This window comes from Actinocorallia libanotica, assembly GCF_039525175.1.
Taxonomy (GTDB): Bacteria; Actinomycetota; Actinomycetes; order Streptosporangiales; family Streptosporangiaceae; genus Actinocorallia; species Actinocorallia libanotica.
In genome coordinates this window covers 120,923-128,702 of the sequence record NZ_BAAAHH010000018.1, presented here as the reverse complement: position 1 = coordinate 128,702, position 7,780 = coordinate 120,923, and the positions used below count along the sequence as shown (strand labels likewise).

Sequence of the window (7,780 nt, the reverse complement as noted above, 5' to 3'; positions counted from 1 at the left end):
TCCCGCCGCGCGGCGGGAGCGGGCGACCGGTCAGCCCGCCTGCGGCGCGCGTCCGCCGATGGCCTCGGTGACGGCCTCGGCCGCGCCGGTCAGCCTCTTCAGCCAGGCGGTGATCTGCTCCACGTCGGCCTGCGGCGGCATGCCGAAGAGCGCGAGGACCTGCGCCACCGAGCCGTCGGGCCCGTATACCGGGGCGCCCAGGAGCCGGACGTCGTACAGCCGTCCGGGCTCGAGGTCGCCGGGCTCGTAGGAGCCCTTGATCCGCTCGAGGAGCGCGCCCGTCAGGCGCTCCAGTTCGGGCGTGCGCGGTGCGGTGGAGAAGCGGTCGATCTCCTCCCAGACCTCGTCGTGGTCGGGCGCCCGCAGGGCCAGCGACCAGCGGCGCTCCCGGACCCGGGCGAGCATGTCCCGGTAGAACGCCCGGTCGGTGTCGGTCAGGGGGAGGTTGCGTCTGGCCAGCCAGGCGTCGACCGCCTCGTCCCCGCGGTCGGCGACGAACAGCGCGCCGTACGGCGGGGCGAAGGGCATCCGGCGGCCGATGTGGCCGTGGACGGTGCTCTTCGCCGTTCCCGAGCCCGCGACGATGACGAGCTCGTCGGCGACGATGGACTGCGCGTAGCACTCCAGCTGCAGGTCGGCCGACAGCCTCTCCATGTGCTCCCGGGCCAGATCGGCGATCTTGATCTGGCCGAGGAGGTCGCTCTCGTACGGGGCGACCAGGGCGCCCGGGGAGAACGCGCCGTATCCGCCCTGGAAGAACAGCAGCGGCGGGACGGAGTTCAGCACCCCGAGGTCGCGGACCGCGCCCAGGACGATGTCGTGGTCCCCCGCTTCGATGGTCTCGGAGAAGTCGCAGTCGATCCAGGCGACGGCCTCCTCCAGCACCGGTGCTCCCGAAGAGGCGGCGCGCCAGTCGACACCGGCGAACTTGTCGCCCGTCTTGGAGGCGAACCGCCGGCACAGGTCCTCCTGGTCTGCGGCGAGCACGTTGACGCAGAAGGACGAAGCCGTGCGCAGCTTCGCGTAGCTGCTCGAAGTCCTGCTCGGCAGGAACGCGACGAGCGGCGGTTCCAGGGAGACCGAGGTGAACGAGCCGACCACCATCCCCACCGGCTCGCCGTCCTCGGCGATGCCGGTGATGACCACCACGCCGGTCGGGAAGTGGCCGAGGACCTCGCGGAAGCGCTTGGCGTCGAAGGGCGCCCGCGTGCCGGTCATCGGGCGTCCGCCATGAGCGTGCCGCCGCCCTGGACGGGGGTCGGCGCCGGGGCTCCGAGGTGCTCGCGCAGGGTGCTCCCGGTGTACTCCTTGCGGAAGACGCCGCGGTCCTGGAGCCGCGGCACGACCGCCTCGACGAAGTCCTCCAGGCCCCGGGGCAGGTCGGCGGGCATGAGGTTGAACCCGTCCGCGGCCCCGGCCTCGAACCAGCGGACCAGGTCGTCGGCGATCTCGTCGGGCGTGCCGACGAGGGAGCGGTGCCCGGTGCTGAGCCCGATGCGCTGCGCGACCTGCCGCAGCGTCAGCCCCTCCTCCTCTGCCATCGCCATGAACAGCGCGGGGCGCGAGACGCTCGCGTGGGCGGGCATGAGGCCGCGCACGTCGGGGAAGGGCTCGTCGAGGTCGAAGACGGTGAAGTCGACGCCGCCGAACATCTGCTGCATGAAGGCCAGGGTCGCCTCGGGGCGGACCAGCTCGCCGAGCTCGCGGGCGAGTTCGCGCGCCTCCTCCTTGGTCCGGCCGATGATCGGGGTGATGCCGGGCATGACGGCGACCGCGTGCGGGCCGCGGCCCTTGGCGGACGCCAGCTCGTGCATCTGGGAGACGAACGCCCTGGAGTCCTCGATGTCGAACTGGGTGGTGAACACCATGTCCGCGAACTGCGAGGCCAGGTTCATGCCCGCCGGGGACGAGCCGGCCTGGACGAGCAGCGGCCACCCCTGCGGGGAGCGCGGGATGGTCAGCGGTCCCCGGACGGTGAAGTGCTTGCCCTGGTGGTCGATCTGCCGGATCCGCCCCAGGTCGGCGTAGACCCCGGACTCCCGGTCCAGGACGACGGCGTCGTCCCGCCAGGCGTCCCACAGCCGGGTGACGACCTCCACGAACTCCTCGCCCCGCTCGTAGCGGTCGGCGTGCGCGGGCAGCTCGGCGCTGCCGAAGTTGCCCGCGGCGGTGCCGATGGCGGTGGTCACGATGTTCCACCCGGCGCGGCCGCCGCTCATGTGGTCGAGGGTCGCGAACTGGCGGGCCACGGTGAAGGGCGCGCCGTAGGTCGTGGAGCTGGTGCCGATGAGGCCGATGCGCGAGGTCACCGCCGCCAGCGCGGACAGGATGACGATCGGGTCGGGGCGTTCGCTGGCGTCGGTGCCGATCGAGGTGCTGAGGTTGAGCGCGTCGGCGATGAAGACGGCGTCGAGCTTGCCGGCCTCGGCCACCTGGGCGACCTTCGTCCAGTGCTCCAGCGTGTGGACCTTGCCGGGCTCCGTCCGTGGAGACCGCCACACCGACTGCGCGGCTCCCAGCCCCTGGGCGAAGACCGCCAGGTGCATCTGGCGACCGTTGTCACTCATGTTCTCTCCCTGCGTGGACGTCTGCTTGTGGTGATCGGGGAAGGGGACGCCGGTCAGAGCCGCTCGATGATCGTCACGTTGGCCTGGCCGCCGCCCTCGCACATCGTCTGGAGCGCGTAGCGCCCGCCCCGCCGCTCCAGCTCGTGCAGCATGGTCGTCATCAGCCGGGTGCCGGTGGCCCCGATCGGGTGGCCGAGGGCGATGGCCCCGCCGTTGGCGTTGACCCGCTCCGGGTCGGCGCCGGTCTCCTTGAGCCAGGCGAGCACGACCGAGGCGAAGGCCTCGTTGACCTCGAAGAGGTCGATGTCGCCGATCGACAGGCCGGTCCGCTCCAGGGCGCGCCTGGTGGCGGGGATCGGTCCGGTCAGCATCCAGATCGGGTCGTCGGCCAGTACCGAGATGTGGTGGATCCGGGCCCGGGGGGTGAGGCCGAGCTCGGCGACGGCGCGTTCGGAGGCGACCAGGAGCGCCGACGCGGCGTCGCTGATCTGGCTGGCGACGGCGGCGGTGAGCCGTCCTCCTTCGCGGAGGGCCTTGAGCCCGGCCATCTTCTCCAGGCTGGTGTCGCGGCGCGGCCCCTCGTCGGCGGAGAGCCCTCTGAGCGGGGCGATCTCCTTGGCGAAGCGGCCTTTGTCAGTCGCGGTGACGGCGCGGCGGTGGCTCTCCAGCGCGTACGCCTCCATCTCCTCGCGGGTGATCCCCCACTTCTCGGCGATCATCTCGGCGGAGCGGAACTGGGAGACCTCCTGGTCTCCGTACCGCGCGGTCCAGCCTTCGGACTCGGCGAAGGGGGTGGTGAAGCCGAACTGCTCGCCGACGGTCATCGAGGTGGAGATGGGGATGGCCGACATGTTCTGCACGCCGCCCGCCACGATGAGGTCGGCGGTGCCCGACATGACGCCCTGCGCGGCGAAGTGCACGGCCTGCTGGCTGGAGCCGCACTGCCGGTCGATGGTCACGCCGGGCACGTGGTCGGGCAGGCCCGCGGCCAGCCAGGCGGTGCGGGCGATGTCCCCGGCCTGCGAGCCGACGGTGTCGTTGCATCCGAAGATCACGTCGTCGACCCGGGCCGGGTCGAACCCGCCGCGGTCCACCAGGGCGGACAGCACGTGGGCGCCGAGATCGGCGGAGTGGACGGCGGCGAGGGCGCCGCCGCGGCGGCCGACGGGCGTCCTGACCGCGTCGATGATGTAGGCCTCGGCCATGGGGTGTCTCCTCTCAGGGGTGCTGGCTGCTCACGGACACGACCTCGCCCGTGAGGTAGGAGGAGTAGCCGCTGGCGAGGAACACCATGACGTTGGCGATCTCCCAGGGCTGCGCTGCTCTACCAAACGCTTCTTTGGTTTTGAGCTCGGCGAGGAACTCCGGGGTGGTGACCTTCTCCAGGAACGGGTGCATGGCCAGGCTCGGCGAGACGGCGTTGACCCGGATGCCGTGCGGGGCGAGGTCCATCGCGGCGGACCTGGTCAGGGCCATGACCCCGGCCTTGGCCGCCGCGTAGTGGGCCTGACCCTCCTGGGCGCGCCAGCCGACGACCGAGGCGTTGTTGACGATCACGCCCTTGCGCCCCGCCCCGGCCATGCGCCTTCCCGCGGCGCGGACGCAGCGGAAGGTGCCGGTGAGGGTGATGTCCAGGACCTTCTGCCACTGCTCGTCGGTCATCTCCAGCAGGGAGGCGGTGCCGCCGAGCCCGGCGTTGTTGATCATCACGTCGACGCCGCCGAACGGCTCCGCCGCGTCCAGCAGCGCCGCGACCTGCTCTTCCTTCGTCACGTCGCAGGGCACCGCGGCGACCCGGTCGGCGCCGAACTCCTCACCGAGCGCGCCGACCGCCTCCTCGAGCCGGCGCTCGTGGGTGTCGCCGAGGACGACCGCGCGGGCGCCCTCCTCCAGGCAGCGCCGGACGGCGGCCGAGCCGATGCCGGCCCCCGCCGCGGCGGTGACCACGACGGTGCGTCCTGCCAGCAGCCCGTGTCCGGGCACGTAGTCGGGTGCCGGCTGCTCGGTTCTCGTCAGGTCCACGTGCGTTTCTCCGTCTCCTGGCTCCGTTCGGCCGTGGGGGTGGCGGCCGAAGTCGGGAGCGACCATACTAAATCAAACATTTGTTTGGTATACGTTCTATGGGGCGGCACGCAACCCCCATGACCGCTCAGAGGGAGACGAGATTCGATGAGCAGTGAACAGCCCGCGTCCGAGGAGCAGGTCGTCCTCTACGAGCGCCGCGGTCCGGTCGCCTTCGTGACGCTGAACCGGCCCGAGTACCGCAACGCGCAGAACTCCAAGGTCACCTACGCGCTCGACGCCGCGTTCGTCCGGGCCGTCGACGACGACGACGTCAAGGTCATCGTGCTCGCCGGGAACGGCGACCACTTCTGCGCCGGACACGACATCGGCACCCCTGGCCGCGACATCGACGAGTCCTTCGAGCGCAAGGCCGTCATCTGGTGGGACCACACCCGCAAGCAGGGCGTCGACCGCAGGCTCGCCCGCGAGGCCGAGGTCTACCTGGGCATGTGCCGCCGCTGGCGGGAGATCCCCAAGCCGATGATCGCCATGGTCCAGGGCGCCTGCATCGCGGGCGGCCTGATGCTCGCCTGGTCCTGCGACTTCATCGTCGCGTCCGAGGACGCCTTCTTCTCCGACCCCGTCGTGCGCATGGGCATCCCCGGGGTGGAGTACTTCGCCCACCCGTGGGTGATGAACCCGCGCGCGGCCAAGGAGTTCCTCTACACCGGAGGCCGCTTCAGCGCGCAGCGCGCCCACGACCTCGGCATGGTCAACCACGTGGTGCCGAGGGAGCGGCTGGAGTCCGAGGTCGTGGAGCTCGCCGAGCGCATCAGCGACATGCCGAGCTTCGGCCTCGCGCTGACGAAGAAGGCGATCAACCAGGCCGAGGACCTCCAGGGCATGCGGTCCGGCATGGACTCGGTCTTCGGCCTGCACCACGCCGCGCACGCCCACAACGCCGAGGTGAGCGCCGACTCGCTGGCGGGTCTGGACGCACGCGGCATGGCCGAGGCCAACAAGCGCGCCGAGGGAGCCCGATGAACCTCGACCTCGATGAACGCGAGAACGCCTTCCGGGAGGAGGCGCGGGCCTGGCTGCGCGAGCACGTGCCCGCCGAGCCCCTGGCGAACATGGACACCCCCGAGGGATTCACCGCGCACCGCGAGTGGGAGCGGACCCTCGCGGAAGGCGGCTGGTCCGTCGTCTCCTGGCCCGCCGCCTACGGCGGCCGCGACGCCTCCCTCCTGGAGTGGGTCCTGTTCGAGGAGGAGTACTACCGCGCGGGCGCGCCCTCGCGCGTCGCCCAGAACGGCATCTCCCTGCTCGCCCCGATCATCTTCGAATACGGGACCGCCGGGCAGAAGGAGCGCTACCTGCGCCCGATGGCCGACGGCTCCGAGGTCTGGGCGCAGGCGTGGTCCGAGCCCGAGGCGGGAAGCGACCTCGCGGCGCTGCGGAGCACCGCGGTCCGCGACGACGCCCGCGGCGGCTGGGTGCTGAACGGCCAGAAGACCTGGAGCTCCCGCGCGGCGTTCGCGCACCGCGGCTTCGGGCTCTTCCGGTCCGACCCCTCGCAGGAGCGGCACCGGGGCCTGACCTACTTCCTGTTCCCGCTGGACGCCGAGGGGATCACCGTCCGCCCGATCGGCAAGCTCGACGGGCACCCCGGCTTCGCGGAGATCTTCTTCGAGGACGTCTTCGTGCCCGACGCCGACGTCCTCGGCACCCCCGGCGACGGCTGGCGTGTCGCGATGAGCACCGCCGGGAACGAGCGCGGCCTGTCCCTGCGCTCCCCCGGCCGCTTCTGCGCGGCGGCGGACCGGCTGGCCGCGCTGTGGAAGGAGCGCGGCCGGGAGGCCCCCGCCTCGCTGGGAGAGCGCGTCGCCGACGCCTGGATCGCCGCGCAGGCCTACCGCCTCTACACCTTCGGGACCGTCGCCCGGCTCACCGGCGGCGGCGACATCGGCGCCGACGGCAGCGTCAACAAGATCTTCTGGTCGGAGCTCGACGTGCGGCTGCACGAGACGGCGCTCGACCTGCTCGGCCCGGAGGCCGAACTGCGCGACGAGGGCGCGGCGGCCGGCGGCGCCTGGATGGACGGCTACCTGTTCGCCCTCTCCGGACCCATCTACGCCGGAACGAACGAGATCCAGCGCAACATCGTGGCCGAGCGCCTGCTGGGCCTGCCGAGGGGGAAGCGATGAGATTCGCTCTGACCGACGAGCACCGCGGCTTCGCCGAAGCGCTCGACGACCTGCTGGGAAAGGCCGAGGTGCCCTCCGTCTCGCGGAGCTGGGCGAACGGCGACCTCTCCGGCGGGCTCGACCTGTGGCGGCGGCTGGCGGACGTCGGCGTGACCGCGCTCCGCATCCCTGAGGAGCACGGCGGGCTCTCCGCCGAGCCCATCGACGTGGTGGTCGCCTTCGAGGCGCTGGGCCGCCACCTCGCGCCCGGCCCGTACGTCGAGTCGGTGGTCCTCGCCCCCGCGCTGCTCACCGCGGCCGGCGACGCCTCTCCCGCCCTGCCCGCGCTGGAGGGCCTGGCGGACGGCACGGCGATCGTCACCGTCGCGGCTCCCCCTGCGACACCGTTCGCCCTCGACGCCGACGCCGCCCAAATGGTGCTCCACCTCGACGGAACGGCGCTGTCCATCGCGACGGCGGGTGACCTGCGCGTGTCCGTTGACCGTTCGCGGCGGCTGTTCGAGGTCCTGCCCGGGGAGGACCTCGCTCGGCTCGATGACGCCGTCGTGGCGGAGGCTCTGGACACCGCCGCGCTGGCCTGCTCCGCACAGCTGCTGGGCGCCGGGGAGCGGGCGCTGGCCACCTCCGTGGAGTACACCAAGTCCCGCAGGCAGTTCGGCCGGGTCATCGGCGAGTACCAGGCGCTCAAGCACATGCTCGCCGACGTCCGGGTCGCCCTCGACTTCGCCCGCCCGCTGATCCACGGCGCCGCCGTCTCGCTCGCCACCAAGAGCGCCGACGCCCCGCGCGACGTCTCGGCCGCCAAGGTCGCCTCCGCCGAGGCCGCCTACCTCGCCTCCCGCGTCGCGCTCCAGACGCACGGGGCGATCGGCTACACCGAGGAGTACGACCTCGGCCTGTGGATCAACAAGATCCGCGCCCTGGTCACGGCCTGGGGCACCCCGGCCTTCCACCGCGGCAGGGTGCTCGCCGCCATCACCACCGCGACCGCATGAGGGGGCG

General features: G+C 72.2%; 7 protein-coding genes. 3 read left to right on the top strand and 4 right to left on the bottom strand.

Annotation, left to right across the window (positions count from 1 at the left end; genetic code table 11):
* Positions 1-30: 30 nt before the first annotated feature.
* From ABD140_RS21850 to ABD140_RS21835, 4 genes are read right to left on the bottom strand one after another with little or no spacing between them, the layout of a single operon-like run.
* The gene (locus ABD140_RS21850) at positions 31-1,218 is read right to left on the bottom strand and encodes a flavin reductase (protein WP_344242773.1); all 1,188 of its coding nucleotides are present in this window, start codon (positions 1,216-1,218) and stop codon (positions 31-33) included.
* Positions 1,215-2,567: an LLM class flavin-dependent oxidoreductase gene (locus ABD140_RS21845; RefSeq protein WP_344242772.1), complete on the bottom strand. Its 1,353-nt coding sequence runs from the start codon at positions 2,565-2,567 to the stop codon at positions 1,215-1,217. The genes ABD140_RS21850 and ABD140_RS21845 overlap by 4 nt, the downstream gene beginning before the upstream one ends.
* Before the next feature lie 53 nt (positions 2,568-2,620).
* Positions 2,621-3,772 carry an acetyl-CoA C-acetyltransferase gene (locus ABD140_RS21840; RefSeq protein WP_344242771.1) on the bottom strand — a complete coding sequence of 384 codons (1,152 nt, stop codon included), beginning with the start codon at positions 3,770-3,772 and terminating at the stop codon, positions 2,621-2,623.
* A 13-nt stretch (positions 3,773-3,785) separates the two neighbouring features.
* Positions 3,786-4,583 (bottom strand): SDR family oxidoreductase, encoded by a 798-nt coding sequence (locus tag ABD140_RS21835; protein ID WP_344242804.1) that lies wholly within the window; start codon positions 4,581-4,583, stop codon positions 3,786-3,788.
* 153 nt (positions 4,584-4,736) lie between these two features.
* On the opposite strand from ABD140_RS21835, the gene ABD140_RS21830 reads away from it, so the two are divergent.
* Genes ABD140_RS21830 through ABD140_RS21820 form a run of 3 tightly spaced genes read left to right on the top strand, consistent with a single transcriptional unit; the run spans position 4,737 to position 7,773 of the window.
* Positions 4,737-5,615 carry an enoyl-CoA hydratase gene (locus ABD140_RS21830; RefSeq protein ID WP_344242770.1) on the top strand — a complete coding sequence of 293 codons (879 nt, stop codon included), beginning with the start codon at positions 4,737-4,739 and terminating at the stop codon, positions 5,613-5,615.
* A complete protein-coding gene (locus ABD140_RS21825) occupies positions 5,612-6,778 on the top strand; it encodes an acyl-CoA dehydrogenase family protein (protein WP_344242769.1) in 1,167 nt (388 codons plus the stop codon). Before ABD140_RS21830 ends, ABD140_RS21825 begins: the two co-directional genes overlap by 4 nt.
* Complete coding sequence (locus tag ABD140_RS21820) at positions 6,775-7,773, top strand: acyl-CoA dehydrogenase family protein (protein WP_344242768.1); 999 nt, start codon at positions 6,775-6,777, stop codon at positions 7,771-7,773. The genes ABD140_RS21825 and ABD140_RS21820 overlap by 4 nt, the downstream gene beginning before the upstream one ends.
* Positions 7,774-7,780: the final 7 nt, after the last annotated feature.

Coding starts and splice junctions, on each gene's coding strand:
- ABD140_RS21830 (WP_344242770.1), top strand. CDS start 4,737: ATGAGCAGTGAACAGCCCGCGTCCGAGGAGCAGGTCGTCCTCTACGAG.
- ABD140_RS21820 (WP_344242768.1), top strand. CDS start 6,775: ATGAGATTCGCTCTGACCGACGAGCACCGCGGCTTCGCCGAAGCGCTC.
- ABD140_RS21850 (WP_344242773.1), bottom strand. CDS start 1,218: ATGACCGGCACGCGGGCGCCCTTCGACGCCAAGCGCTTCCGCGAGGTC.
- ABD140_RS21825 (WP_344242769.1), top strand. CDS start 5,612: ATGAACCTCGACCTCGATGAACGCGAGAACGCCTTCCGGGAGGAGGCG.
- ABD140_RS21845 (WP_344242772.1), bottom strand. CDS start 2,567: ATGAGTGACAACGGTCGCCAGATGCACCTGGCGGTCTTCGCCCAGGGG.
- ABD140_RS21840 (WP_344242771.1), bottom strand. CDS start 3,772: ATGGCCGAGGCCTACATCATCGACGCGGTCAGGACGCCCGTCGGCCGC.